16 protein-coding genes and 1 pseudogene are annotated in these 25,409 nt (G+C 67.7%); 11 read left to right on the forward strand and 6 right to left on the reverse strand.

Translation table 11 applies throughout. The annotated features are described in order from the left end of the window. The 6 genes and pseudogenes from ACIRQP_RS39795 to ACIRQP_RS39820 form a co-directional block, all read left to right on the forward strand. Nucleotides 1-96 (forward strand): annotated as a pseudogene (locus tag ACIRQP_RS39795) (IS481 family transposase); the annotation flags it as partial. Nucleotides 97-999: 903 nt separating this feature from the next. Further along, nucleotides 1,000-1,134: a hypothetical protein gene (locus ACIRQP_RS39800; RefSeq protein WP_403899962.1), complete on the forward strand. Its 135-nt coding sequence runs from the start codon at nucleotides 1,000-1,002 to the stop codon at nucleotides 1,132-1,134. Between the two features lie 59 nt (nucleotides 1,135-1,193). Then, entirely contained in the window at nucleotides 1,194-1,475 is a 282-nt protein-coding gene (locus ACIRQP_RS39805) for a hypothetical protein (RefSeq protein WP_403899964.1), read from the forward strand. A gap of 177 nt (nucleotides 1,476-1,652) precedes the next feature. Next, complete coding sequence (locus tag ACIRQP_RS39810; RefSeq protein WP_403899966.1) at nucleotides 1,653-1,907, forward strand: pyridoxamine 5'-phosphate oxidase family protein; 255 nt, start codon at nucleotides 1,653-1,655, stop codon at nucleotides 1,905-1,907. A gap of 166 nt (nucleotides 1,908-2,073) precedes the next feature. After that, entirely contained in the window at nucleotides 2,074-3,399 is a 1,326-nt protein-coding gene (locus ACIRQP_RS39815) for an MFS transporter (protein ID WP_403899968.1), read from the forward strand. A gap of 19 nt (nucleotides 3,400-3,418) precedes the next feature. Further along, nucleotides 3,419-14,293, forward strand: coding sequence for an amino acid adenylation domain-containing protein (locus ACIRQP_RS39820; RefSeq protein ID WP_403899969.1), 10,875 nt, complete (start codon nucleotides 3,419-3,421; stop codon nucleotides 14,291-14,293). A 142-nt stretch (nucleotides 14,294-14,435) separates the two neighbouring features. Here the strand turns inward: ACIRQP_RS39820 and ACIRQP_RS39825 are convergent, their stop codons facing one another. Beyond that, complete coding sequence (locus ACIRQP_RS39825) at nucleotides 14,436-15,824, reverse strand: MFS transporter (protein ID WP_403899971.1); 1,389 nt, start codon at nucleotides 15,822-15,824, stop codon at nucleotides 14,436-14,438. Between the two features lie 91 nt (nucleotides 15,825-15,915). Here ACIRQP_RS39825 and ACIRQP_RS39830 point away from each other — a divergent pair, with 91 nt between their 5' ends. Further along, entirely contained in the window at nucleotides 15,916-16,524 is a 609-nt protein-coding gene (locus ACIRQP_RS39830; protein ID WP_403899973.1) for a TetR/AcrR family transcriptional regulator, read from the forward strand. A gap of 498 nt (nucleotides 16,525-17,022) precedes the next feature. Here ACIRQP_RS39830 and ACIRQP_RS39835 read toward each other — a convergent pair whose 3' ends face one another. The 4 genes from ACIRQP_RS39835 to ACIRQP_RS39850 form a co-directional block, all read right to left on the reverse strand. Next, complete coding sequence (locus ACIRQP_RS39835) at nucleotides 17,023-17,757, reverse strand: DUF1775 domain-containing protein (RefSeq protein ID WP_403899975.1); 735 nt, start codon at nucleotides 17,755-17,757, stop codon at nucleotides 17,023-17,025. Nucleotides 17,758-18,546: 789 nt separating this feature from the next. Continuing rightward, nucleotides 18,547-19,902: an MFS transporter gene (locus ACIRQP_RS39840; RefSeq protein ID WP_403899977.1), complete on the reverse strand. Its 1,356-nt coding sequence runs from the start codon at nucleotides 19,900-19,902 to the stop codon at nucleotides 18,547-18,549. Between the two features lie 106 nt (nucleotides 19,903-20,008). After that, a complete protein-coding gene (locus ACIRQP_RS39845; RefSeq protein WP_403899979.1) occupies nucleotides 20,009-20,365 on the reverse strand; it encodes an ArsR/SmtB family transcription factor in 357 nt (118 codons plus the stop codon). Nucleotides 20,366-20,701: 336 nt separating this feature from the next. Continuing rightward, on the reverse strand, nucleotides 20,702-21,403 hold the full coding sequence (locus ACIRQP_RS39850; RefSeq protein ID WP_403899981.1) for a TetR/AcrR family transcriptional regulator: 702 nt from the start codon (nucleotides 21,401-21,403) through the stop codon (nucleotides 20,702-20,704). 59 nt (nucleotides 21,404-21,462) lie between these two features. Here ACIRQP_RS39850 and ACIRQP_RS39855 point away from each other — a divergent pair, with 59 nt between their 5' ends. Next, complete coding sequence (locus ACIRQP_RS39855; RefSeq protein ID WP_403899983.1) at nucleotides 21,463-22,392, forward strand: aldo/keto reductase; 930 nt, start codon at nucleotides 21,463-21,465, stop codon at nucleotides 22,390-22,392. A gap of 264 nt (nucleotides 22,393-22,656) precedes the next feature. Here ACIRQP_RS39855 and prcB read toward each other — a convergent pair whose 3' ends face one another. Continuing rightward, on the reverse strand, nucleotides 22,657-23,502 hold the full coding sequence (gene prcB, locus ACIRQP_RS39860; RefSeq protein WP_403899985.1) for a proteasome subunit beta: 846 nt from the start codon (nucleotides 23,500-23,502) through the stop codon (nucleotides 22,657-22,659). Nucleotides 23,503-23,874: 372 nt separating this feature from the next. Between prcB and ACIRQP_RS39865 the strand changes: the two genes are divergently transcribed. From ACIRQP_RS39865 to ACIRQP_RS39875, 3 genes are all read left to right on the forward strand, one after another. Continuing rightward, complete coding sequence (locus ACIRQP_RS39865; protein WP_403899987.1) at nucleotides 23,875-24,075, forward strand: hypothetical protein; 201 nt, start codon at nucleotides 23,875-23,877, stop codon at nucleotides 24,073-24,075. Nucleotides 24,076-24,134: 59 nt separating this feature from the next. Beyond that, the gene (locus ACIRQP_RS39870; RefSeq protein ID WP_403899990.1) at nucleotides 24,135-24,377 is read left to right on the forward strand and encodes a hypothetical protein; all 243 of its coding nucleotides are present in this window, start codon (nucleotides 24,135-24,137) and stop codon (nucleotides 24,375-24,377) included. Nucleotides 24,378-24,441: 64 nt separating this feature from the next. Then, a complete protein-coding gene (locus tag ACIRQP_RS39875; protein WP_403899989.1) occupies nucleotides 24,442-25,110 on the forward strand; it encodes a cutinase family protein in 669 nt (222 codons plus the stop codon). Nucleotides 25,111-25,409: the final 299 nt, after the last annotated feature.

Consider the following 25,409-nt stretch of genomic DNA (forward strand, 5'->3'; position numbering starts at 1 on the left):
CCGACCCGCACCGAACGCCGGATCATCAAGGTCCGCGTGCCGCGCCGGTGGGGACCGGCCCGCATCGCCTACCTCCTCGGGCTGAACCCCGCGACTCAACGCTTTCGGTGTGACCTGAAGGTGCAGTTGCATATCATGTGCGGGAGTTTGGATTGAGCGGGAGTGATATACCCTCACGCTATGAGTGGAGTGTGGTGCGGAATGGGCATCGACGGGTGGCATCTTTACCTTCTCGTTACCATCTGACGCTTGATCAATTTGATTTCCGGATGGCAGGGTGGCTCGGGTTGGCGTCCTAGGTCGAGTCGTGGTTCATGCCCCACCCCCCAAGGGGCTGGGGCGATGGTCCGTCGTAGCTGTTGCGTGAGCGACTCGTTCTCCCAGGTGGGAGTGGGTGTCGACGTGGTGGTGCGTAGCTGGGTGCACCCTGTCCGACCGAGGTCCCCGAGCCTTCCTGCTGTTTATGATGGGCAGCCTCAATGGCTACCTGCTTCGACGGAAAGCGATGAGATGATTCCGGAAGACTTGCAACGGAGGATCGCGGAAGTTCCGCCTTTTGAGCTGCCTCTTCCCCGGCATCACTTAGCCGCCAGGCAGGCTTCAGGTGTGTCCTGGTGTAGTGCTTTGTCGGCCTCTCTGGTATTGCGGATCGAGGCCTTAAAGACGGAACGCTGCATTCCGTCTGTGGTAATCCTTCTGGAATCTTTCACCGCCCTCCTGTGCCGTTACGGCAGCATGGATGCCATGTGCCTCGCCGCGCGGCTGCGGAGTACGCAGGAAAAACGGAATCGTCCCGCACTACTTTGGTCCGTGGCGCGTGGCGATAGCTCTTTCGGAGACCATCTCCAGGCGATGGCACAAGTTTTGGTCGTGCGACGAAGCCGTGGAACTGTACGCGGCCTTCTCCTCCCCTGTGCCAACTGAGATGTTCTGCGAACCCTTCGGCGTGCCGGCCGAACAGCGAGCCCACGGTGGGGGAGTACGACCACCATCAGCCTCATGGATCGCGTGGTGCGCGAACTCCTCGCCCATCCGGAACACTTGCACACCCTTCGCGCCCAACCCGACCGGTGGAACGACGCCGTCGAGGAGTCACCGCGTGTCCACCGTCCGGTCATGCGTCTGCCGATGTGATGGGCCATCGAAGACATCGACCTCGGCGAAGGAGCCGCCATCCGGGCCGGCGACGCCATGTGATCCGCTACGGAGCCCATGGCCGCGACACCGGCGTCCACGACGCCCCGGGTGCCTTCGACAGTGACCGAGCGGACAAGGACCACCCCGTCTTCGGGCTCGGCGCGCACTTCTGCCCCGGCTCACACCGCGCACGTCTTGAAGCCCAAGTAGCCCTGCCGGCGCTGTTCGACCGGTTCCCTCAGCTCGAACTCGCCAGCAAGCCCGACGAGACCGAGCCGGAGCACACCTTCATCGGCAACGGCGTCACCGCGCTGTCCGTATTCCTTCGGCACACGTAGTCGTGTGCGGATGAACGTCCCGCGTCGGTCGCCTCCTCAACAGGCTGACCGGCGCAGGTCAGCTCCCGACAGCCCCGGAGGACGGCGTCCCTCAGCCCGCTCGCAACCCCTGGAGATTCGGATGCCCGACGGTACCCACCCCTTCCACCGCACGTCACCGCGGCGGACCTGGAGAGCATGGCCGACCGGACGCGGCGACTCCTCGACGAGGCGCGCTACCTGAACCTGGCCACTGTGTCCCCGGGAGGCAGCCCAGGGGTGGCGACACTGAGGTACCCCTGGCCCGACGCCCCGCTGTACTTCCTGTTCGGCTCGGCGACCAGTTCCCAACACAGCCGGGACATCACGTCCTCCCCCCCAGATCAGCGGATCGCTCTTTCTCAGTGGCGGCAGTACGTGGGTTGGAGATCGCGGCGCAAGAGTGGTGGCTGACCGATACCCGGACCTGGGAACAGGACAGGATCGACCGGCGCATCGAGCTGCCGGTCGGTGTTTTCCGCAGGCGCGATGCCTTGTAGGCAAGCATGTAGACCGCCAATCGCCAATCGCGGAGCTCTGAAACCTTGTGACAATTCGTCAAGTCCTACACCGGGCAGCTGTGGTCGCCCAGCGCTCGGAACCCGCGCGCGAGGTCCCCCGTCCGCCCCCATTCCCGAGGCGCGCGGGAGCGCTTGTCGCCGGCTACGCCGTGTCTTCCTACGGAAACTATCTCAACCTCATCGCGTTGAGTCTGTTCACTTACGAGGTCACGGGCAGCGGGCTCGGCCTGGGACTACTCATGGCTCTGCGGTTGTTCGCCGGCTTCCTGGCCGGACTGGCCGCCGGTGCACTGGCGGCCAGGGTCGGCCGCAGGCGGTTGATGCTCATCGCGGATGTCTGTCAGGCGGCGGCGATGGTGGTTCTCGCGCTGTGTGTCAGGTCGGCCTCCGAAGGGTTGCTGGTCGCGGTTGTGATCGTGCTCGGAGCCGGAAACACCTTCTTCACTGTCGCTCTGCGCAGCGCGGTCCCGGTGATGGTGGGCTCCGGGGCACGGGTGCGGGCCAACGGCCGGCTGGCGACGGCGCGTTCCCTGGCCACCGTGGCCGGCTTCGCCTCCGCCGCACCTGTCATCGGGCTCGCGGGCCACGGCGCCGCATTCGCCGTGAACGCCGCCAGTTTCCTGGTGTCCGCGGCGGTGATCTTCTTCCTGCGCCTCCCGACCGACGAAGACCCGACCGACGAAGACCCGACCGACAAATACGAGGCCGACAAACACCGGACCGATGAAGCCACGTCCCTTCCACAGGGGTCCGTGCAGCCGAACCACGTTGCTGTCCGGCGTATCTGGACCGCGGTACCTGCGTTGCTGCTCGGCCTGATCCTGCTCAGAGGTGTCGACGCGCTTGCGTCTTCCTCCCACAACGTTGCGCTTCCTGTGGTGGCCGCTCTTCGCGCGCCACAGAATCCGGCCGCGTTCATGACCCAGTTCTGGGCCTCCTGGGCAGTAGGCACCTTGGTGGCCCACCAGTTGCTGAAGGGTCGTCAGGCCTCTCGTATGGAGGGCCGATGGGGCGTCCGCGCGCTCGCGGGCGGTACCTGTGCCATGTCACTGTGCTTCGTACTGGCCTTCACCGGCATTGAGACGCCCCTTCTGCTCATGGCGATCGTCTGCCTCGCGGGTATCGCGGACGGATTCACAGAGATCGTTTACACCTCACGGCTCCAAGCGGCACCGGACCGGGAACGAAGTCGTCTGTTCGGCCTGTCCGCCACGGCGGAGACCTGCGGATTCGCTCTCGGCATGGTGACCGCCGCGGCCGCGCTCGACCGGTGGACCGCACTCACGGTCGTGGGCGTCTTCCACGGACTGGCCTTCTGCGGAGCGGCGGTACTACTCCTCATATCTCTCAACGGCCGTCGCAAGGCAGGCCGAAAACCAGCATGACGAGAAGGAGCGCACACTCATGGACCGAACGCCCAAGGGAGCCAGTTACCGGGGTCCCGAGCTGACGTTCACCGACGACGATCCACTGGACGCGGTCAGCGCACTCCTGCGTGCGGCGGATCGCTTTCCCCGCGCGGGAGTCATCACTGTCGGGGACGAGGGCCGTACGAGTACGCTGCTCTATCCCGATCTCCTGTCCCAGGCCCGTCGTATGCTCACCGGACTGCGTGAGCAGGGCCTGCGTCCCGGCGCCGACATCGTGCTCGTCGGTCTACCGTTTCCCGACTTCTTCCCGGCCCTCTGGGGCTGTCTGCTCGGTGGCGCCAAGCCGGTGGCCATCGCCGAACGCGCCGAGCCGGGCGCTCCCGCCCTGGAACGGCTCCGCCACACCTGTCAGTTGCTGGGTTCGCCCTTGGTGGTGACGGACCGCGCCGGGGTGGCCGTGCTGGCGGTGGCTGCCCCGAGCCTGCGGGCCGTGGCTGCCGAGGACTGTATGAGTCACCCGTCGGCCGAGATCCATGAGGAGCCGGCGGGATCCGACGTCGCCCTGCTGATGCTGTCCTCGGGCAGCACCGGCGTGCCCAAGGCCGTACAGCTCACCCACGAAGGGCTGGCCGAGTTCGCGGCGAGCACTCGGCGGATCCTGGGCGTACAGCCCGATGACACGACGGTGAACTGGCTTCCGGTGGACCACAGCGGAGCATTCCTGCTGTACCACCTGCTCGAGGTGTTCGTCGGCTGCACCAATGTCCACGCGTCGCCCGGTCATGTGCTGGCCGCGCCGCTCCGCTGGCTGGATCTGCTCGACGAGCATGCGGCGAACCACAGTTGGGGGCCGGCCTTCGCTTATCGGCTGATCACCGACGCGATCCGCGAGCGCCCGGACCGCACCTGGGACCTGAGCGGGATGAAGACCCTCTTGTGCGGCGGAGAGAAGATCCCACTCCAGGTGATGAACGGGTTCCTCGCCGCCGTGGAGCCCTTCGGCGTTCGAGCTGAACACCTGGTTCCCGCATGGGGGATGGCAGAGACGGTCACGGCCATCACCTACGGAAAGCTCGACGGTCCGGCAGCCGTCCAGCGCATACGCAAGGACAGCTTGGGCGGGCGGCTCATCCGTGCCGACGAGGACACGCCGGAGCGGAACATCCTGACCTTCGTCGCCGTCGGAGCGCCCGCACACCGTGCGGAGGTGCGCGTCGTCGACCAGCGCGGAGAGGTTCTTCCCGAGGAACGGATCGGCAGGCTTCAGGTGAGGTCCGCCGCGCGTGTCACCCGTGGATATGTGAGGAACGCGGAGGCCGACCGTGCTGCTTTCCCGGCCGGGCGGGACTGGCTGGACACCGGTGATCTGGCGTTTCTCACCGACGGCCAGGTGACGATCACAGGCCGGAGCAAGGATCTGATCATCGTGAACGGGCACAACGTCTATTGCTATGAGGTCGAGGACGTCGCCGCCGTCGTGCCGGAAGTCCGGGCGGCCGGAGTTGCCGCCGTCGGAGTACCCGATCCGGACACCGGCACGGAGTCTCTTGTCGTGTTCTTCGTCAGCCTCGGCAGCGCCGACGCGGACGAGCGCGTCGCCGGCCGTATCAAGGCGGCCATATTTGCCGGGCTCCGGCTCACCGTCGCGCGTACCGTACCCGTCATCGAAACGGAGTTCCCGCGCACACCGGCGGGGAAGATACGTCGCACTGAACTGCGCGACCGCCTGCTGGCAGCCGTCTTTGACGCTGCCCCGGGCAAGGAGAGCGATCTGTTCGAGACGGTGCGGGAGAACGTCGCCGCACTCCTCGGACACACGGCGAACACGGAAACACCCTTCTACGAGCTGGGCATGAATTCCCTTACCCTTACCCGACTTCGTGGCCGACTGGAACAGCGTCTGGACCGTGCCATACCGCAGACCGCCTTCTTCGAGCACCCGACGGTCTCCGCGCTCGCGTCGTATCTGGCTGCCGCGCAACCGACATCGACATCGACATCGACGCCGTCGCCGTCCCAGGCCCTGAACCGGGACTCGGACCCGGCACCGGAAGCGCCTTCGGGAAGGGCCGCGGCAGCCGAGGCGCCGGAGCACCGGATCGCCGTCATCGGAATGTCCGCCCGTTTTCCGGGAGCGCCGTCGGTCGACGCGTTCTGGGCGAACCTCCGCGATGGCAAGGACAGCGTCAGTGTCTTTCCGAGGCGTGAAACCCCGCCGGACCATGTCCCCGTGGGGGGTGTGCTGGAAGACATAGAGGGCTTCGACTCCGACTTCTTCGGAATGAGTCCCAGGGAGGCCGGGCTCACCGACCCCGCTCATAGGCTCTTCCTCGAGTGCTGCCACGAGGCGCTGGAAGAAGCGGGCTACGCGGCCTCGGACCGCGACAGCCGCGTCGGTGTGTTCGCGGGCTCCGGAATGAATCTCTACGATCACCAGAAGGCGTTTCCGAAGGAATCACCGGGCTCCGAGGGCGATCCGGCCACGGGGCTGCTGACGGTCATGGGGCGGCAACCGGACTTCCTCGCCACCCGAGTCTCCTATCGGCTGGGCCTCACCGGCCCCGCCATCGGTGTCCAGACGGCGTGCTCGACCTCGCTGGTCGCCGTACACCTGGCCGCCCAGTCGCTGATCAGCGGCGAAGCCGACATGGCTCTCGCGGGCGCCGCTGCCGTGCACACCCCACAGGATTCCGGCTACCGCAGCCATCCGGGTTCCATCCTGTCGCCGACCGGGCGATGCCGGGCCTTCGACGCGGATGCCGACGGCACTGTGGGCGGAAACGGAGTCGCCGCCGTACTGCTCAAACGGCTCGACCGTGCCCTCGCCGACGGCGACACCGTTCACGCCGTCATCCTCGGCTCGGCGGTCAACAACGATGGGGCGGGCAGAGCAGGGTTCAGCGCGCCCGGGCTGGTCGGCCAAGCGGAGGTCGTACGGCAAGCACTGCGGAGAGCCGCGGTTCCGCCGGACACAGTCTCCTACGTGGAGGCTCACGGCACCGGTACACAGCTCGGTGACCCGGTGGAGTTCGAGGCGCTGTCGCGAGCCTTCGGCGAAGGAACAGAGCTCACAGGCTTCTGCACTGTGGGCTCGGTGAAGCCTGCTGTAGGCCACCTGGACAGCTGTGCCGGCATGGCAGGGCTGATCAAGACCGTCCTCATGCTGAAGCATCGCACCCTCATACCGACGCTTTACCTGCGCCGAGCCAATCCGGCTCTGCCTCTCGACGGCGGCCCATTCGTGCTCGGCACAGAACTGAAGCCCTGGACCGCGCGGCCGGGGCTGCCACTCAGAGCCGGTGTCGGTGCGCTCGGCGCCGGGGGCACCAACGCACACGTGATCCTGGAACAGGCGCCGCCCCGTCACGTCCCACCCCCTGCCCGGTATCCGGTGCTCGTGCCCGTCTCCGCGCGAGACCCGGAGACTCTGGCCGAACTCGTTTCCGGCCTGCGACGCCGGCTGCTGGACCAGCCCGACCTGGACCCCTCGGACGTGGCCGCCACTCTCGCTCTGGGCAGGCCCCACAGGAAGCACCGCACGGCCGTGGTGGGGCGTACGACGGAAGAGATCGCCCGAGCACTGGGGGGCGCGGCCGTCGATGGCGGTCCCTTCACCAAGCAGACTTTCGCCTACGCGGGCCAGGGCAGTGCTCGCCCAGGCATGGCGCGTGAGATCAGCGAAGCCCACCCTGACGCCCGAAGGATTCTTGACCTGTGCGAGCGGGTCTATGCCGAGGAGTTCGGTGGCACTCTGCTCCCTCTGCTCCTGGAGACGACCACGGGGCACCCCGGTGCCGTCTGGCCGACCGGCACTGCCCAGCCCGCCCTCTTCGCCCATCAGGTGGCCCTTACGGAGCTGTGGCGCGCTGTGGGCGTCCGCCCCGCACTCGTGCTCGGACACAGCGTCGGCGAGTACGCGGCGCTGTGTGCCGCCGGAGCCATGTCCGTCGAGGACGGTCTGCGGATCACCGCCTGGCGGGGGAGGCTGATGGAGCAGCAATGCGGGCCCGGGGGAATGCTGACATTACGGGCCGACATGAAGACCGCCCTGCGTATAGCGCACGCCTCGGGCGCTGAACTGGCCGCGATCAACGGGCCGCTCTCCCACGTCGTGTCCGGCCCAACGGATGTGTTGAGCGAAGCGTGTCGTCTTCTCGACCAGGAGGGCGTTGCGTGGCGTGCTGTCCCCGTGGACCGGGCCTTTCACTCGGCGGAGCTCGACCCCCTGCTCTCCGAGTTGTGCTCCCGCGCGGAACGCCTGGAACTTCACCCGCTGCGTGTTCCCCTGGTGAGCACCCTCGACGGCACGATACGTCCGGCGGGTTGGACGGTCGACGCCGACTACCTCGTAAGCCAGGCACGACAACCAGTCCGCTTCGACTTGGCGACAGCGACAGCGGCACGCGAAGGCTGCTCGGACTTTCTGGAGATCGGCAGCGGCGATGTGCTCACCCGTCTTGGCAGACACTGTCTGCCTGACAGCCGCTGGGTGCCCGGCCAGGGGCAAGGACGCGAACAGTGGCGAGGTTTCCTGGTGTCTCTGGGGGAGTTCTATCGGCGGGGAGCCGAGGTCGACTGGCAGGCGGTCTCTCGCGGGGGAGGCCGGGTGCCGCTCCCCGGCCATCCACTGAGGCGGCGTCGTTACCCACTCCTCGATGCCGTGGCCGGTGCGCAAGAGCGGTCTTCGGCATCCGAGCTCACGACGGCCGTACCAGCGGTGGTGCCGACATCGACGGTCAGCGGCGGAACACTCGACGAGATCACCGCCACCATTCGCGAGCTGACAGCTCGGAAGCTGGCTGTCGATACGGAGGATGTCGCGCCCGACCGTTCATTCTTCGCTCTGGGCGCCGACTCTCTGACCCTGATGAACATGACCACCGAGTTGCAGCGGCTCCACGGAGTGCGCATCCCCGTTCGGGAGCTGTTCGCCGACGCCGACAGTCCGCGCAAGCTCGCCGAACTCGTCATACGACTCGGCGGCGGTCCGCGCCCGGCGGCTCCTCCAACGGCATCCGCGGAAAGGGAAGGCGTGGAACCGCAGTTGGGGGAACTGCCGCCGGGGGCTCCTGAGACGATGCCCTGTACCGTCCCGGAGCCGGAGCCGGAGCCGGAGCCGGAGCCGGAGCCGGAGCCGGAGCCGGAGCCGGAGCCGGAGCCGGAGCCGGATCGTGAAACGGGCCTGCGAGATGTTGTGACGCAGCAGCTGCGGCTTGCCGGGCAGCTCGTGGACCAGGTCACAAGCCTGATGTCCCGCCAACTTGAGATGTTCTCGGGCGCGACATCGGTACCAGCCGACGCCGCCTTGTCATCACCCATCCCTCCCATTGCCGGGGACACGCATGCCGACACGGCCCCAATACCGCATGCTCCCGCTGAGGTTCCCGCACCGCTTCCAGTGGTCGAAGCAGCCCAACCCAACGACAGCGGCTGCGACTTCAGCCTCTACTTCTTCGGTGACTATCCCGAGACCGGCACCCCTGACACCTACCGGCTGATCATGACGGCCGCCGAGTTCGCGGACCGCCACGGCTTCCACGCCCTGTGGTTCCCTGAGCGGCACTTCAATTCGTTCGGTGCGCCTTTCCCCAACCCCTCCGTGCTCGCCGCCGCGCTCGCGTCCCGCACCAGCAGGGTTCGGCTGCACGCCGGCTCAGTCGTTCTTCCACTGCACCACCCGGTTCGGGTCGCGGAGGAGTGGGCGGTCGTCGACAACCTCTCCGGCGGTCGGGTCGGCCTCTGCTTCGCGAGCGGCTGGCACGCCAAGGACTTCGCGCTGGCGCCGGAAGTCTTCGGCGCGCATCGCGAGGCGATGTACGAGCGGCTGGAGACGGTACGCACGCTCTGGTCGGGCCAAGCACTCACCATGGCCGCGGGAGACGGCGAACCTGTCGAGATCCGGCTGCAGCCACGCCCCGTACAGGACATGCCGCCCCTGTACGTAGCGGTGGTGGGGAATCCCGACAGCTACCGGCGTGCCGCGGCCGAGGGGCTCGGCATCGTCACCAACCTGATGTCGCAGTCGGTCGAGCAGCTGGCCGAGAACATCGCGCTCTACCGGCGCACCCGAGCCGAGCGCGGTCACGATCCCGCGACGGGGCGGGTCGTGGTCTTGGTACACACCTATCTCGGTGCGGACGCCGAGAGCGCTCGCGCCGAGGCGTACCAGCCCTTCGTCTCGTATTTACGCTCTTCGCTGGCCCTCTTCGACCAAGTCACCAACAGCCTGGGCTTCGAAGTCGACCTGGAGAACACGCCCCAGGAGGACGTGGACTTCCTGCTCAGCCGCGCCTACGAGAGTTACTGCGCCTCACGTGCCCTGATCGGTGACGCCGAGTCGGTGGCCGGAACGCTACGAAAGCTCCTACGAGCGGGGGCGGACGAGATCGCCTGCTTCGTGGACTTCGGCATCCCCGCTGACAAGGTGCTCGCCGCGCTTCCCGCGCTCGACGCTCTCCGGGCTCGCACACAACAGGCGTCCGCAGACCTTGAGCCCGTTCGAAGGCCCCTGTCGCCCGCTCAGCGCCGTATCTGGCTCGTGGAACAGATGTACCCGGGCACCAGCATGTACCACGAGCCGAAGGCGATCCTCCTGGACGGCCCGCTGGATGTGGCCAGGCTGAGGTGGGCCGTGCGGCGCACCGTCGCGCGTCAACCCGCTCTGCGTACTCTCTTCGGCACCGTTGACGGTGTCCCGTACCGGGAGAGCCGCGAGGACGTTGTGGCCGACTGCCCACTGGAGGACCACACGGGTTCCACCGAGGCGGAGGCGCTGCGCTCCGTTCAGCTGACAGAGGGGGCCAGGACCTTCGATCTGACGACGGGACCGCTGTTCTCCTGCCGACTGCTGCGACTCTCGGACGAACGGCACCTCCTGTTTCTCCTTGCCCATCACATCGTCTTCGACTCGTCGTCCACCGTCGTCTTCACCCGCGAGCTTGCCGCTCACTACCGTCCTTCGCGCGACGGCGACCCGGTTCTCCGGCCCCTCGTCCCACATCGGGAGGCCGCTGTGGCCCCTGACCGGGTGGCCGAGGTGCTCGCCTTCTGGCGACGTGAACTGGAGGGCGCCCCCGATGTGTCCCTGCCCTCGGATCGGCCTCGTCCGCCCGTCCGCTCCGGCGCGGGCGGGAGCCACACCCACACGCTGGACGCTCGAATGGTTGCCCGGCTGAGGGATTTTGCCGGGGATCGGCGTTCGACTCTGTTCATGGTGATGACCGCCGCGATCGGTGCCGTACTCGGCCGTTTCAGCGGACAGGAGGACATTGTGGTCGGAACGGCCGTGGCGGCCAGGCCGGAGGGCGCTGAGGACGAGATAGGCCTGTTCCTCGACACCGTCGCCCTCCGACTCGATCTCACCGGCGACCCGGGATTCACCGAACTGCTGCGCCGGGTGAAGGAACGCAGCGCGGCCGCCTACGAACACCGGGACGTTTCCTTCGACGAGATCGTCTCCGAGCTCAATCCGCATCGCGCCCCGAGCCGCAACCCGCTCTTCCAGGTGATGGTGGAGTACGAGAACGAAGGAGAGGTGGACTTCGACCCGCCGAGGCTGAACGCGACGCTCATCGACATGCCCTCCGAACGGGCACCCTTCGACCTCAGCTTCTACGTGACGCATCACCAGCAGGGCCTGCGATTCATGACCGAGTACGACACGGACCTGTTCGCGGAGAGCGATGTGCGACGGCTCGTGGACTACATGGAGCAGGTGCTGCGGCGGGCCCTCGCGGATCCCGAAGCCCCGCTGTCCGCGCTCACCGCGCTCACCGACACTGATCGCACCGGCCTGGCGCGACTCGGCCGGTGGCTGGAGCCCCTGCCCGCCGTCGAGGAGACCCTGCACGGACTGTTCGAAGCACAGGCGCGCCGGACCCCGGACGCCGTAGCTCTGCTCACCGATACAGGGCAGGTGTCATACAGCGAGCTCGACCGGCGGGCGTCCCGTCTCGCGCGATGGCTGCGGTCGCGGGGGGCCGCCCGCGGCGAACGGATCGCGGTGGTTCTCCCACGGGGCCCCGAACTGATCACGGCACTGCTGGGGGTGCTGAAGAGCGGGGCCGCCTATCTCCCGGTCGACGCGTCCCTGCCCTCGGCCCGCGTCGAACAGATACTCGCCGACGGCCTTCCCGCGCTGGTGCTGACGGATGAGGCAACGGCGGGCAGATATACCGCTCTCCCGGAGTGGCACGTGCACACGGTGGAGGGGGCCACCGGCGAGGGGCAGCCGGAACACACACTGGATGCCGAGGTCCATGACGTACGCACCGAGGATCCCGCCTACTGCATCTACACCTCGGGTTCCACCGGCCGTCCGAAGGGTGTGGTCGTGCCCCACCGGGGCCCCGTCAACCTGGTGTTGCGCCACATCGAACAGCATCCAGCCCTACGCACCGTGCAGTGGACATCGCCCGCCTTCGACGTGAGCGTGCAGGAGATCTTCACCACCCTGGCATCCGGTGCGGCCCTTGTGCTTGTCGACGATGAACTGCGGCACGATCCGGTGGCACTCACCGAGACGCTGCGCCGCCACGAGGTGCAACGGATGTTCATGCCGTGCACGCCGCTGAAGTACCTGGTCAACACCGGTCCCCACGTGCCGGCGCTCCGGGAACTGTTCTCGGCGGGGGAGGCCTTGGAACTCACCCCGGCGTTCCTCCGGTTCCTCGCCGCGCATCCGGAGTGTGCGCTGTACAACCAGTACGGCCCGACCGAGACCTCCGTCATCGCCACCTCGCACCGGGTCGACCCCACCCGGGGCACCCACCCGCCCATCGGAACTCCTCTTCCAGGCGTGCGCGTCAAGCTGCTCGACGTCGCCGGTATCGAGGTGCCCTGGGGCGTCGCGGGTGAGATTCATGTGGGCGGCACCGCGGTGTCGCACGGCTACCACCGCAGTCCCGACGAGACCGCCGCGGTCTTCCGGTCCATCGGCAAGGGAGAGCTCTTCTACCGCACCGGAGATCTGGCCCGCTGGAACTCCGACGGATCGCTTCAGTATCTCGGACGCATCGACGACCAGGTCAAGATCAGAGGCCACCGCGTCGAACCCGCCGAGGTGCAGCAGGCACTGATGCGTCGGCCGCAGGTCCGCGACGCAGCTGTCCTGCCCCGCAAGGACAGCCATGGGGAGACAGAACTCGTCGCGTACATCACGCCGTCGACTCCCCGTTCCGAACCCGCCGAAAGCCTGTGGGCCGAGTTGGCCGCCGAACTTCCCGACCACCTCGTGCCCGGACACCTGGTGTGGCTGGACAGACTGCCGGTGAACACGGCCGGGAAACTGGATCGTCGGCGACTGCCCGTCCCTCGGGCAGGGAGCGGCCCGGTGAACGAGGACGAGAGACCGAACACCCCCTTGGAGAAGACGCTTCACGAAATGTGGTGCACCGAACTGGACGCGAGCAGCGTGCCGGTCACTCGCTCGTTCTTCGAACTCGGTGGCCACTCTTTGAGCGCCGTACGGTTGTTGAACAGACTGGCCGTAGAGCAGAGCTTTGCCCTGTCCATGGCGGACTTCTTCCGCGCGCCGACGATCCGGGCCGTCGCCCACCGCATCGACTCCGGCCCTGAGCTGTCGGTGGAAGCCGTCCCCATGCCCGCGACGCTGCGCAGACTGTGGCGCCGCCATCACGAGCGCGCGGACCCCAGCGTCTACAACGTCGCTCACCGGATCGACCTGCGAGGCGAACTGGACCCGGCCGGCCTGACCCGGGCGCTCGATGCACTCGTACGACGCCACGGTGCCCTGCGAAGCAGGGCCCTGCGCCGCGACGATGAGCTTCTGGTCGAGACCTTGCGGGAGGTTCCGGTCGACGTCCCCATCGACGACCTCACCCGGTTCGACGCGGCGGCCATCGACCGCTGGTGCCGGGTGGAGGCGACGCAACCGTTCAGGATGGACCGGGCACCTCTGTTCCGTTTCCGGCTCGGCAAGCGGGCCGGGAGCCAGTGGGTCCTGATGGTCGTTCTGCACCATGCGGTCTGCGACGGCTGGTCAATGAGCGTTCTGTGGAACGAGCTTCAGGCCTTGTACAACCACGGGGGCGCGAAGCCCCTCGACCCGCCCAGCACCCACTTCGCGGACTACGCGCGCTGGGAGGCGGAGCAACTCCGCGGCCCGCGCCGAGCCCAACTCGAGGCCTTCTGGAAAGCTGAGCTCGGGGATGTCCCTCTGCGCCTGGAGCTGCCCTCCGACCGTCCTCGGCCGGCCGAGCTCTCCGGCAGAGGAGCCTTGCACCAGCACCTCGTCGACGGTGCCGTACCGGGACGCGTCGCCGAGGTCGCTTCGCGTCTTGGCACCACGCCCTACACCGTGCTCGCCGCCACCTTCGCGGTATGGGCCGCCCGACTGCGCGACGGCTCCTCCGACGTCGTGTTCGCCGCCTCAAGTGCCAACCGCGCCGGCCGCCAGGAGCACGAGGGCGTGGTGGGTCTGCTCGGGGACTCCGTTCTGCTGCGCGCCCGTATCTCCGACGCCACCACGTTCGCCGATCTCGTCGACAACCTGGGAGACACCCTCTTCAACGCCCTCGACCATCAGGGGCTGCCGTTGAATGAGATCGTCCGCGTACTGGCGCCCCAGGACATGGACAGGCTCTATCCCACAGTCCTGTTCACTGTTGTCACCACCCCTCCACCCACGCTCCACCTGGACGGGCTGACGGCGAACATCCGGAGTGAGCCCACCGTTGATGTCGCCCGCAACGAGCTGTACGTCGTCCTGGTGCCTCGGGAGGGAAGCATCGACCTGATCTTCGAGTACTCCACGGACCTCTTCGACGCGGCGACGATCGCACGCTGGGCAGAGGACTTCACACGGCTGCTGTCGGTCGGCACCGACCGGTCGGAGGTGCCGCTGTCGGTCCTGATGCATGCCGCCACGCCGGGCGACTTCGTGAGTTGAGGGTGTGAGGAGCGGGACGTGAGCGTCGCACGCCCGCTGCCTTGGGACAGCCGCCCGGGAACGTGGAGACGACGCCGTACGCGCGCGAGCACCCGGGGCCGGTGGGAGCCCACGCTCCCACCGGCCCATGCTCAGCACTCGCTCACTCGGAGCGTGGCTTCGGCGTGATGAAGAACGCGAGAAGAGCGGCAGCAGTGGCAACGATCGCCCCTGTCGCGAAGCCACGCGAGAAGCCTGCGGCGTCGGTTCCGGCGATGCTTGCCGCGGCCATGCTCGACACGACGGCGGCGCCGAGCGAGGCCCCGAACTCATGGAACGTGCTGACGATTCCAGACGCCAGGCCGGCTTCGTGTGGTTCGATCTGACCCAATGCCGTGGCGGAAGCGACCACAAAAACCACTCCAGTGCCCGCGGCCGCAACCGCGACGCCGATCACCAATGCTGTGGTCCCGCCCCAGAGTGCGGGAACCGCCATGCCGACCGCGGCGAGGAGAAGTCCGAACACTCCGAGCGTACGAGGTCCAGTGCGGCCGATGACCCGGCCCGCGGCGCTCGCCCCTGCCATCGTCGAAAGGGCCACGGGGAGGAAGAGCAGGCCGGTGACCAGCGCACCGTACTCACGATAGTCCTGCAGATAGAACGTGCCGAGGAAGAAGACCATGATCATCAAAGCGGTGGCCACGAGGATCAACAGAGTCCCGGCCGCTACCGGTCGGCGGATCAGCAGCCTGATATCCATGAGCGGGCTCGCGGCCAGGCGCTGACGAACCACGAAGGCTATGTAAAGGATCGCGGCGGCCACGAAGAAGGCTGCGGTCGTCAGGGTCGCCCACCCTTGGTCTCCAGCCCTGATCAGGGCATAGGTCAGAGTGCCGGTCGCCGCGGTCACCAATGCCGCGCCCGCTATATCGAGTCGCCCCCTCGTGGCCGGGTGCGGCCGCGCCGGGAGTTGTGCACGAAGCGTCAGAAGCACCACGAGCCCAACGGGGACGTTGATGTAGAAGACCCATGGCCACCCCGGTCCCGCTGTGAGAAGTCCGCCGAGGAGAACCCCCAGAGCAGCGCCACTGCCGCCGAGCGCGGACCAGATCCCCAGCGCCTTGTTGCGCTCGTCGCCCTCGAAGAGGGTGACGACCAGCGACAGCGCCGCCGGGGAAAGGACAGCTGCGGCGAGGCCCTGTGCGACACGACCTCCCAAGAGCACGGGTCCGGAGGTGGCCAGTCCCGTGATCAGTGATGCGGCGGCGAACAGTGCCAACCCCAGGAGCGCGAGGCGGCGGGCGCCGAACAGATCAGCCGCGCGACCACCGAGAAGGAGAAGGCCACCGAAGGCAAGGGTGTAGCCACTCACCACCCACGTGAGCGTCTCGCGCCCCAGCCCGAGCTCCGCCCCCATATGGGGCAAGGCGATCGCTACGACAGTGACATCAAGGATCAGCATCAATTGTGCGATGCCGACGAGTCCGAGGATCTTCCAGCGTCGTGGGTCGGGGCTCTGGGCCGGTCTGGTAGAGGTCGCGGATTCGGTCATGGCGTTCAATCCCCTCGGTAAGTCGAACAGAGGTGTTCGAGTTCCGTCGGATACTGTAACTCATACATGGCTGTTCAATTTGAGGGGTGGCATGTCCCGCACGGAGACCAAGTCGGCACGTAGAGCTGACGCCCAGCACAACGTTGAGAAGATCCTTGCCGCGACAGTCGCCTGCCTGAGCCGGAACCCGGACGCGAGCGTGAGTGAGATCGCGCAGGCTGCCGGGGTGGGCCGCGTGACCCTTTATGGACACTTCTCGTCCCGGGACGCCCTGATCGAGGCCTCACTGAAACGACTTCTCGCCGAAGGAGACCAGGTCCTGGAACGACTGGATCTCACGGGCGACCCTCGGGAGGCGCTGCGGGCTCTGATTGAATCGAGCTGGCTGCTGATCGCCCAGTCGAGCGCCGTCCTCCAAGCGGCGCAGACGATCCTGCCGCCCGGACGGGTGCACGAACTCCATGCCAAGCCGGCGCAGCGCGTCGGCGACCTGATTGGTCGAGGTCAGGCGGAAGGGATCTTCCGTGCAGACCTCCCCGCGAACTGGCTGGCCGACGTCCTGCACCACGTCATCAAGGGCGCAGCGACAGACGTGACCCATGGGCGGCTGGATCAGATGGACGCTCCGCGCTTCATCTCGGAGACGGTCCTTGGCGCCTGCAGGCCCGTCGGTAAGGAGCCGACTTCGACCAGCCCTTGATGTTTTCAATCAGCGGGCCCCGGCTTCGAGACGACCCTCATGACGGGCTCCTGCCTGACGCTGGGGCGTTCAGCCCCGGGCCGGAGCCCCCGCGAGAAAACCGTCGAACAGAGCCGGAGGAACGCATCCGGCGGCGGCTCGTCCGGCAGGTTCCGCTTGACGCGGCGGACCGGCGGATCGCCCTCGACCAGCCGTACTGCTTCGCCAGCCACATGGGGAACGCGCTGTCGACCGGAGGGAAGTCGAAAGGCTCCGCGAAGTCGGGCGACGTCCCGCGCAAGAACGCTGCGGCGGGGGGGGGGGGGGGGGGGGGGGGGGGGGGCGGCGCCCCCCCCCCCCCCCGCGCCGCACAATGGCGGGGGTTTTGGCAGAACCGCGCTTGCGGTAAAGGAGTTTTCAGGAAGCCTGCGGGCATTGCTCCTTTCAGGCACCCGTTGTGCGGCACTCGATGTGCCCGTGGTGCCTGCTCGGAGCATGCATGACTTCCAGAGAAGGCCGTCAGGTCGTGGTGGTGCCGCTGCGACGCCGGAACCACCACACGCCGCCGCCGACGAGCGCGACGACGACCACCACAAGAGCGACGATCGCGACAGTGCTTGTGCCTTCGTCCTTCGCGCCGGCCGTATCGGCTTCGGCGGTGCTCTGCGTGGCCGTCGGCTCACTCGCCTCTGGGCTGGACGGCGCAGCCGTGGTGGGCTCGGCGGACGGGCTGGGGCTGATCGACTCGGCGCCGGGCTCGGCGGGTGCGAGTTCGAGGACGGGCGCGGTGCTGCCGTGCCCGCCTTCCGCGGGCTTTTCGAGTTCGATCCATCGGTCGACGCGACCGTCGCTGTAGGTCTGGAGCGCCTTGAAGGCCAGTGACTCGGCATCCGGGAGCTGTCGTACGGTCACGGCGTACGCGGCGTCCTCGCCGATGGCGACCGCTGGGCCGCCCACGGTGTAACCCCGCTCGGTGACCGCGAGTTCCCACCCCGCGGGGCCGTCCTTGTACGTGACGTCGGCAGGGGTGATGCCCTCCGGCAGGATCACTTCCAGCTTGGTGATTCCGGCCTTGTCGGACTCTGTCTCCGCGTTGAAGTCAAGAGTGACGTTCTCGGCGAGGGCGCTGGCACCCTCGGCCTCGACTTCGACGTGCGCCGAAGCCGGTACGGCGAGAGCGAACGAGGTCGCCAAAGCCAGGACGGTGACGGCGGACAGGCGGCGCGCGAAGCGCGGCCGGGTGATACGGGACACGGGTAACTCCCATGGTGATGAAGGTTTTTGCGGGCATGCCGAAGCACGCCCCGAGGTCAGGTGACGACAGCGGGCCGCCTTGTCGGAGGACCTCGGCGCACCACTACGTGCGCCAGTACCAGGGAGTTGCGTGGAGGCGACTGCGCTCGTGCTCGGAGAGGTCGCAGAACGCGGGACGCCGTCCGGACAGGTCCTATCGGGAGCAGCCGTACGACGAACTCGACGATGACGTCACCGAGGCACTCCCCGACGGTCGAGCACGCGGCGTCCGCTCGCTGTAGGCACCAGGCAACCAGCAGAGCCGCCACGATGTGCGTCGCGGTCATCGTTGTCCCGTGATGGCCGGCATGCCATGCCTCGTGCACTCCGTGCGAAGCGCCGTGGCCGGCCGTCGTGTGCGGATCCCCGGCGGAGTGGCCTGGTGCGCGTGCGAGCCACAAGTGCAGCGTGACCTGCGCGGCTCCGGTGGCTGCCGTCACCGCGGGCAGTGACCTCGGCCTGCGCGTGGCCGGGACCGTCACGAGGAAGAGCAGGCCGAGGGGGGCCCAAACGGTTCGCCAGGGCACCGGCTGTGCCGAAGCCAGGTGGTGCCCTGTGACAGCGAGTCCCGTACTCGTCGCGGCGAACACTGTGGCGCGGGCAGCGGCCACCGGCACGACGGTCAGCAGACTTGAGCCGACTCGACGCGCTGCGCGGGAACCGATCGTCCACACCATGGCGGCCACCATCATGAGCCATCCCCGACCCTCGACGGAGAGAGATCCGGAATGTCCGCCGGCGCCCGGACCCTCAGGTCAGTCTCTGGGCCTCGGGCCAGGTGCGGTGGTGTTGGTCGATGGCGTAGCGGTGGCGGTGCTGCCAGCCTTCGTCGACGGGGCGGGCGCCGGTGAGGTGAGGGTGGCTGGGGGGCAGGTCGTTGTGGATGTGGTCGAGCCGTGCGGGGTCGCGGGTGGGCCAGATCACGGTGGCGGTGAGGGTGGCGGCCAACGCGATGGCGCCGAGGACCACGGCGGTGACCGGCAGGCCCGCGCGGGCGGCCAGCCATCCTGCGAGGGGGTACGTCAGCAGCCAGCAGCTGTGCGAGAGGGAGAACTGGGCGGCGAAGGCGGCGGGCAGGTCCGCGTCGGTGGCGGAGCGGCGGATCAGACGTCCGCCGGGGGTGAGGACGGCGGAGCAGGCGGCTCCGATCGCGGCCCAGGCAAGGAGCACCGCGGTCCATGACCACGTGCTGGGCGCGGTGGCGCTCAGGGCGGCGACGGCGGCGAGGATCAGGGGCAGGGCGAAGGCGGCGGGGAGCATTACAGCGCGGTCGCCGGACCTTCGCAGCAGCCGGGGCAGGAGCAGGGCGGTCAGTATGGAGCCCGCGCCGTAGGCGCCGAGTGCGAGAGAGAGCGCGCCTGCGGGTCGCTGGAAGTGGTCACGGACCAGGACCACGGTGTTCACGAAGACGATGGCGCCGGCGGCGGCGACCGCGAAGTCGAGGGCGAGCAGGGCCCGTAGCCGGGGCGTGGCCCAGAACAGTCGGGCGCCGAAGGCGGCCTTGGCGTAGACGCCGCCGGTTCGCTCCACGGCGGCCGGCTTGGGCAGGACGGCGGAGACGACGAGGGCGGCGGAGGCCAGGAATCCGACCGTGGTACCGGCGAACAGCCAGTTGTAGGAGACCAGGGCCAGCAGACCGGCGGCGAGCGCGGGGCTGAACAGGCTCTCCAGATCGTAGGCGAGCCGGGACATCGACAGCGCCTGCGTGTAGTCGCGTTCGGCGGGCAGCACCTCGGGGATGGTGGCCTGGAAGGTCGGCGTGAACGCGGCCGACGCCGCCTGCAACAGGAAGATCAGGACATAGATCTGCCAGACCTGGGTGACGAAGGGCAGAGTGAGCGCGACACCGGCGCGTGTGATGTCCATCGCCACCATCAGGGTCCGCCGGGGTATTCGGTCGGCGACGGCTCCGGCAAGCGGGGCGATGGCGACGTACGCGATCATCTTGATCGCCAGCGCGGTGCCCAGAACCGCGGATGCCTGATCCCCCGCGATGTCGTACGCGAGCAGACTCAGCGCCACGGTGGCCAGGCCGGTGCCGACCAGGGCGACCACCTGAGCGGTGAACAGGTGGCGATAGGTGCGGTTGCGCAGCACAGACAGCATCGGCCCCGTCCCGGGTCGGTGTGATGAGCTCCTCACCACTATAGACAACATGTGCGCACCTGAGCACATGTTTCTCGGGAAGGAGTACGTCCCGGGAGCGAGCGGGTCAGTCGTGGGGTGGCAGAGCGCCGATCTGGTGGTCGGCGACGCTCAACGCCTCGTCCACCAGGCGGCGCAGGTGGCCATGGCGCAGGGAGTAGACGACACGGCGGCCGTCCTTGTGGCTGGTGACCAGGCCGGCGAGACGGAGCTTGGCCAAGTGCTGGCTGACGGAGGGGCGGGCCGCGCCGCACGCCTCGGTGAGGGTGGTGACGTCGGCTTCTCCGTGCCCCAGCCGCTCCAGCAGGGCCAGACGGGTGCGGTCCGCCAGCAGACCCAGGACCGAGGCGGCGACGTTCAGCCTCTCGCCGGCTTCCGGTTCCTGCACAGCGTGCGCATCTGCTATATGGGGGCTTGATGCCATGCGCTCATCGTAGAGGTGAGCGCGCTCGACCTGTTACGCAGGAGCGCGCCCACGCACATGCCGTGCGGGGATGTGCTGCCGCAGCCTTGTTCACGTAGTTGACCTCGACGCGGCGCAACTGCTCGCGCGTGACGGGGCAGCCCTTGCGCCATACCTTCGTTTCGACCATCCGCTGCCACTGCTCCGCGGGAATCTCCTTCACGACCGGGTTCGCGGTCGGCGTGGCCGGCGCGTTCCGTGAACTTCGCGATCCCGCGTAGGGCGATCGGCGCGAGGGTGAGAGCGGCAGGTCCGGTGAAACGAGGCTGCGCCGGACAGCCCGCGTGACCGTTCGGGTCAGCGGGCGAGCCGGTGGAGCCAGTCGCGAAGGAGTGCGGTTTCGGTCGGGCTGAGCGGCAGGGTGGCCCCGTCCGTGGTGGTGAGGGCGGCATCGAGGGCGACGGCCCGGGAGGCGAGGCCGGGATCCATGGCCGGGGGCGGATCGGTGGTGAGGGAGTCGATGACGGTGTCGCGCATTCTCGCGGAGATCCCCAGGTCGCGGTTTTCAGCGGGGGTGCCGACCAGCGACAGGGTGACACCGATGACGGCGGCCGAGGAGAGGCGGGCAGCGAGGGGGGTCGGTACCCGGAGGCGACCCGCGGCGGCGACGCGGTCGAGGAACTTCAGCAGGAGGTCGTTGGCCTCGTCGGCGGCGGGCGGACGGCGGCCGGGGCGATCAGTGCCGAACATCAGCAGGTAGAAGGCGGGGTGGCGCAGGCCAAATTCAACGTGGATGTCCCAGCCGCGGCGCATGTCGTCCACGGGGTCGTCGGTGCGCGCCAGAGTGTGCTTCTCGGCCAGGTAGATGTCGAAGGCGTGGATGGCCAGGGCCGAGAGGAGGCCGTCCTTGTCGTCGAAGAGCTGGTAGAGGGAGGCGGCGCGGATGCCGGCCGCCGCGGCGACCGCGCGGGTGGAGACCGCCTGGGCGCCCTCCCGTTCCAGAATGCCGGCCGCCACCTCGAGGATCTGCCGCCGGGTACGGGTCTTCGCATCGTCCACAGTTGCAATGCTACGGCATTCGGCGTATCACTGAGACAGGCACTGCTACGCATATTGGCGTGGCAGTGATACGCGAGGGAGAAGTAAATGAATCGTGTCGGATACGGCGCCATGCAGCTCGCCGGGCCGGCGTATGGGGGCCGCCGGACGACCCCGAGTCGGCGCGGCGGGTACTGCGCCTGGCGGTCGAGCTGGGAGTCACGTTCTTCGACACCGCGAACGCCTACGGGCCGCGTACGGTGAACCGGCTGATCGGGGAGGCGCTGCGGCCGTTCCCGGAGGGAGTGATCGTCGGCAACAAGGTCGGCGCCGGGCGTGGCCCGGACCGGTCGTGGATCGTCACCGACCACCCGGACACGGTCCGCCGACAGGTCCACGAGTCGCTGGCCGACCTGGGGACGGAGGCGAGCGAGCTCACGTACCTGCGGCTCGGCGGCGACGGTCCGGCACCGCAGAGCGACGTGCCGCTGGAGGAATCGCTCGGCGTGCTCGTCGAACTGCGCGACCAGGGGCTCATCCGCCGCATCGGTCTGTCCGGCGCGTCGCCGGAAATGCTGGCCCGCGCGCAGAAGATGACGCCGATCGCGGCCGTGCAGAACCGCTTCAACCTGCTCGACCGCAGTGGCGTCCAGGTCCTCGCCGGCTGCGAGGCCGGGGGCATCATGTTCGTCCCCTACTTCCCGCTGGCCTCTGGGCAGCTCACCAGCTACGACGAGCTGACAGGCCCCGCGGAACGCCTCGGCGCGACGCCGGCTCAGATCGCGCTGGCCTGGCTGCTGCGCCGTTCCCCGGCCGTGGTCGTCATCCCCGGCACGACGAACCCCGATCACCTGCGCGCCAACATCGCCGCGGCCGAGGTCGCCGAGAACCTGACCGACGCTGAGGTGGCCCGACTGACCGGCCTCGTCGACGAGTCGAAGGCCCTCATCGACCAACCGCACCAGTCCAGGCTTGACGCATTCAGGTCCGCGGCGGAGAGCAGGCGCTGAGCGACCGCTCGACGACGGCCGTCTCCTCGCCAGGCGTTCCAACGCCCGCCCCGATGGCCGGGTTTCGGCAGATACGGTGCGAGTAGCGCGCGTTCATCGTTCGTCGAATGGCTCGTCCCACGACCGGAAACAAAGATTCCCCGTTGATCTGCGACCAATTCCGGCGGCTTTGCGGCTACCGAATCCGATGCAGAGCAACGTGTCTACCGGTCCACCGGGCGGGGCATCGAGCCGGCGGCCATGTCACTGATACTGATATTGCCTCTAGAGGAGCGGCGCTCGGGGACCGTCGGGTGCTTGAAGACGCTGCTCGACCACCGCGTGGGCGATCTCGGCGACTTCGTCCTGACCCAGTTGTCGGTACCCATTCGCGGTGACGAGCGCGACGAGTGGGAAGAGACGTCGGGTGAGATCGGGGCCGCCCGTGGCCGAGTCATCGTCCGCAGCGTCGTAGAGCGCCTGCACTGCGGCCATGACGATGTCCTGTTCCGACATGCCCTCCCGGTAGAGCTTCTTCAGGGAGCCACGTGCGTACACAGAACCGGATCCGGTGGCGGCCACGCCTCTCTCCTCGCTCCGGCCACCGGTGACGTCGTAGGAGAAAATGCGCCCCTCACCCTTGTCCAGGTCGTAGCCGGCGAAGATCGGTACCACGGCCAACCCCTGCATTGCCATGGGGAGGTTGCCCCGGACCATGGTGGTGAGCCGGTTCGCCTTGCCGTCGAGGGAGAGGGCCGCGCCCTCGATCTTCTCGTAGTGCTCAAGTTCCAGCTGGAACAGCTTGACGAGTTCGACCGCGAGGCCCGCAGTCCCGGCGATGGCTATGGCCGAGTGCTCATGGGCGGGGAAGACCTTGTCGTATTCGCGGTGTGCGATGACCTTGCCCATCGTGACGCGCCGGTCCCCGGCCACCAGGACGCCGTCCGCGTATCCCGCCGCGACGATGGTGGTGCCATGAGGCGCCTCGAAGCCGCCTTTCACCGAGGGTAAGGCGGGACCGGTGGGTAGCAGGTCCGGGGCCTGTACCGACAGGAACTCCAAGAACGATGAAGTTTCGGATGCGGTGAACGCGGGCGGGAGACCGCCAGTTCCGCGCGGACGGATGGCCATGTCCGTGTCCTTCCTGAAAACGCATGCGTACGTGACGTTGACGGACGCGTTGCCCGTAAGGGGCCGAGGGCAGCGCTTGGCAGTCCGATACCTGCCCTGCGCCTCCAAATCCGTAACTCCCGGAGGGGCAGTCGCGAGGACTGTGGTTGAGGCACGAGAGACTCATCGACAGCGATGTGCGGCACGTCAGTTCATCCCGGCGGCCGGGCGAAGCCCTGTCGGAGGGGCACCTGACCATGTCGTCCGGCACGGCGGGCATGGCGATCCGCCAGGCGACGAGCACCCGGCCGCGAGTCCAGTCACGATAACGCCGTTTTCCTGTACAGCGGTTCGCGGAACGTCTTCGACAAGCACCGGGCGGCGCCGACGAGCATGGGCGATCCGCGCAACCTCGGCGACGACACCGGCCTCGCGGTGCTCTACAACACCGCCCTGCTCGACATGGTGTACGCGACCATGAACGGCCGGCTGCACGCCACCGCCCTGGTCGGCTTGGCGAATGTCTCGGCACAGAAGTTCGCCGAGCTCGCCTGCGACTGGTCATGCCCACTGTGGTCGACTATGCCTCCTTGATTGAGCAGGCACCCGACCTGGATGCCGCCAACTACCCGGGCACCCTGGGCACGATGGAGATGAACCTCGACGCCCCGGAGCACATCACCCGCACCAGTCAGGAGCAGGGGGTCCACTCCGACCAGCCCCGGCTGATGAAGGGGATCGCCGAACACCCACCACCAAAACCATGCCTGACCAGCGGAAATTCAGTGATCACATCCGGAAGGACAACGGCTTTCCAGACTCTGGAACCGTCCTGTAGCCCAGGCTCCGCGGGTTTCATCGGGATGTCATCGCTCACTGCCACTGTCGTCCGGTGACCTCGGCCGACCGCGTTCCGCATCGGAAGGCGGACGCGTAGGCCAACTACATGGGGAGGATTGAATGCGAGCCAGAAGGATCACGGCCGCGTTAGCCGGACTTCTGCTGACAATCGGGCTTTCAGCGGCACAAGGTGCCACAGCACAGGCGGCCACGGCACAAGCGGCAGCTCCGTGCGAGGGCACCTACACGATCGTTGTCGGGGGCACTGGCAGCTCATGGAACAACGACGGCTTCTACGGCAACATCCAGCAGCACGTCGGTTACCCCACCCAAATCCCCAACGGCGCGAGCGCCCGGGCAGGCGTCAATGAGCTGAACCGGCTGGTCCGCGACCAACGTGCCGCGTGTCCGGGCCAGCACGTCAAGATGGGCGGGTACTCCTTGGGGGCCGCGGTGGTGCACATCTGGGTCACCGAGAACTGGCAGACGTTCGACAACGTCAACGCCATTCTCATCGCGGACCCCAAGCGCCAGGGCCCTCCCGGTGCCAACGGCGGATCCGTGCCGTTCGGCGGTATCGTCGGCGCTCCGCTCGCGGGTGCTGACAGGTTCTTCGGCAACGTGCCCGTCAAGACGATCTGCCACTGGGACTACGTCTGCGACGAGTCCGCCGGCATTTGGACCTACCCGGACAACCACGTCAAGAACTACCCCGAAGACTTCAACATGGATCACCACAACGACAGCGCCAGCGAGCAGTGGTACAACGGCGCCTGGTACCCCTGGTAACCACGGAAAGGCTCGTCGGCCGGGTACATAGCTGAACTCCTTCACCATCTGTCAGTGGCCGAGAACGGCCGACCGCTGACAGATGGTGATTTGCTTCTGCCGCTTGGCGATAACGCGAGAGTGCGTCGTCGATGTTTCATCGCTGGACATCAGCCGCTGCCGCGGCGGGCGCTCCCCGATCCAGCCTGACCCAAACGAAAGGCTCTAGGTGTTCTGTCCATGGAGGTTGGTGACAGCGATCACGGTCGGGGGGTCTTGAACGAGTGAGGGCCTTCCGGGTTCGGTGTGGATTGCGACAT

Source organism: Streptomyces sp. NPDC102274, from assembly GCF_044766385.1.
In the GTDB taxonomy this organism is placed as follows: domain Bacteria; phylum Actinomycetota; class Actinomycetes; order Streptomycetales; family Streptomycetaceae; genus Streptomyces.

What these genes read in the sequence shown, in the direction of transcription:
- ACIRQP_RS39870 (WP_403899990.1), top strand. Translation starts at nt 24,135, where the DNA reads ATGAACCTCGACGCCCCGGAGCACATCACCCGCACCAGTCAGGAGCAG.
- ACIRQP_RS39810 (WP_403899966.1), top strand. Translation starts at nt 1,653, where the DNA reads ATGGCCGACCGGACGCGGCGACTCCTCGACGAGGCGCGCTACCTGAAC.
- ACIRQP_RS39800 (WP_403899962.1), top strand. Translation starts at nt 1,000, where the DNA reads ATGGATCGCGTGGTGCGCGAACTCCTCGCCCATCCGGAACACTTGCAC.
- ACIRQP_RS39875 (WP_403899989.1), top strand. Translation starts at nt 24,442, where the DNA reads ATGCGAGCCAGAAGGATCACGGCCGCGTTAGCCGGACTTCTGCTGACA.
- ACIRQP_RS39825 (WP_403899971.1), bottom strand. Translation starts at nt 15,824, where the DNA reads ATGACCGAATCCGCGACCTCTACCAGACCGGCCCAGAGCCCCGACCCA.
- ACIRQP_RS39820 (WP_403899969.1), top strand. Translation starts at nt 3,419, where the DNA reads ATGGACCGAACGCCCAAGGGAGCCAGTTACCGGGGTCCCGAGCTGACG.
- ACIRQP_RS39845 (WP_403899979.1), bottom strand. Translation starts at nt 20,365, where the DNA reads ATGGCATCAAGCCCCCATATAGCAGATGCGCACGCTGTGCAGGAACCG.
- ACIRQP_RS39840 (WP_403899977.1), bottom strand. Translation starts at nt 19,902, where the DNA reads ATGCTGTCTGTGCTGCGCAACCGCACCTATCGCCACCTGTTCACCGCT.
- prcB (WP_403899985.1), bottom strand. Translation starts at nt 23,502, where the DNA reads ATGGCCATCCGTCCGCGCGGAACTGGCGGTCTCCCGCCCGCGTTCACC.
- ACIRQP_RS39830 (WP_403899973.1), top strand. Translation starts at nt 15,916, where the DNA reads ATGTCCCGCACGGAGACCAAGTCGGCACGTAGAGCTGACGCCCAGCAC.
- ACIRQP_RS39865 (WP_403899987.1), top strand. Translation starts at nt 23,875, where the DNA reads ATGGGCGATCCGCGCAACCTCGGCGACGACACCGGCCTCGCGGTGCTC.